Origin of the sequence: Shewanella sp. 11B5 (assembly GCF_002836795.1) — a bacterium.
Taxonomy (GTDB): Bacteria; Pseudomonadota; Gammaproteobacteria; order Enterobacterales; family Shewanellaceae; genus Shewanella; species Shewanella frigidimarina.
The window spans coordinates 1-1739 of sequence record NZ_PJAP01000792.1; the positions used below are offsets into that span (position 1 = coordinate 1).

The window sequence follows — 1739 nt, forward strand, 5'->3', positions numbered from 1 at the left end:
AGCTTGTGATGGAAACTCAACAAAGTCACGTGCTGTTAAAGTACCGGCTAGGCTTGGGTAGTTAACTTGTGAATATAAACCGTGAATGGCATGGCCAAACTCGTGGAATAACGTGCTCACTTCGTCAAAGGTTAGCAGTGTTGGTTGACCTTCAGCAGGTTTTGGCACGTTAAGTGCGTTGTATACCACTGGTTTTGTATTTTTTAAGAATGACTGGCTAACGAACTCATCCATCCATGCGCCACCACGCTTACCAGGGCGTGCGTACATATCGAGATAGAATAAACCAATTGAGCTGCCGTCTTTGTTAAAGATTTCATAGCCTGTGACGTCTTTGTGCCACACAGGAAGGTCGTTACGTGGTTTAACTGTAATGCCGTACAGCTTTTCCATTGCGAAAAACAATCCGTCGTTAAGCACTGTGTTCATTTCAAAGTATGGCTTAACTTGGTTGTCGTCTAGGTCATATTTGGCTTTACGTACTTTTTCTGCGTAGTAAGCCCAGTCCCATGGTTCTAAAGTAAAGTCTTTACCGTCTTTAACGATTTCGGCTTGAATGTCTGCCGCTTCAATTTTGGCTTTAACCAGTGCTTTTGGCGCTAAGTCATCAAGAATGCCATAAACCGCTTCTGGGTTTTTGGCCATTTGGTCGCCTAGAGAGTATGCCGCCCATGTTGGGTAGCCTAATAGTTTGGCTTTTTGTGCACGCAGTTGAGCAATTTTGATGTTTAACGGCGCGTTGGTGTCCATGGCGCGATATGCTGAGGTTTCCCATAGCTGTTTACGTACATCGCGGTTTTTAAGGCTAGAAAGCAATGGTTGAGTGGTGGTGTTCACTAAAGTGATCATGTAACCCGTTTTACCAGCAGCTTTAGCGGCAGCAGCTAATGATGCAATGTCGTTGTCTGATAAGCCATCAAGCAGGGCTTTATCTTCAATTATGATCACATCGTCATTAAATGACTTTAATACGTTTTGTGAGAAGCTGGTTTCAAATTTGGCTAGCTCACCGTTTAACTCACGCATTGTTGTTTTGTCAGCGACTGATAATTCAGCACCGGCACGGACAAAGCGGTCGTAATACACTTCAACTAAACGTAAGTCTTCGCCTGTTAATGTGGCTTTGTTTTTATAAATTGCTTGGATGCGCGCAAACAGTTTTTCATCAAGATAGATGTTGTCTTGGTGTGCTGTGAGTTTAGGCACAATTTGCTCTTCAACACTGATGAAGTTGTCGTCTGAAATAAGCCCTGAAAGGTTGAAAAATACCCGTTGAGTGCGGTCTAAAATCGCGCCGGTTTTTTCAAGTGCGACGATGGTATTGTCAAACGTGGCAGCTTCAGTGTTGTTAGTAATGGCAGCGATTTCTGCTTTGTGCTCTTGCATACCTTGTTCAAACGCAGGTAAGTAGTCGCCCGCATTAAACTTGTCGAACTGTGGTGCCATGTATTGTAAAGGGCTTGGTGTTAACAGTACGTTGTCGGCAGTTGCAGGCGCTTTGGTCATTGTTGTTGATGCATCTGTTGTGGTTTTGGCTGCCATGGCGGTGTCTGCTGATTGCTCTGAACACGCGCTGAGCATGAGTGCAGCACTAACTGCAGTCGTGATAAGTGTTTTACGCATTGAAATATCCTTGGGTCTTGGCCCTTTTAGGTGTTTTTATGCCTATTCAAAATGTGTTGTGCGGCTGAATAGTGACAATAAAAACATAAAGTAATAACCCCAGTACAATACCAAGC

General features: G+C 44.0%; 1 protein-coding gene. It reads right to left on the reverse strand.

The features are described 5' to 3' along the window. Positions 1–1623 (reverse strand): M3 family metallopeptidase (locus CXF78_RS16510; protein ID WP_102037390.1); only part of this gene is annotated, 1623 nt, incomplete at its 3' end. Positions 1624–1739 lie beyond the last annotated feature (116 nt).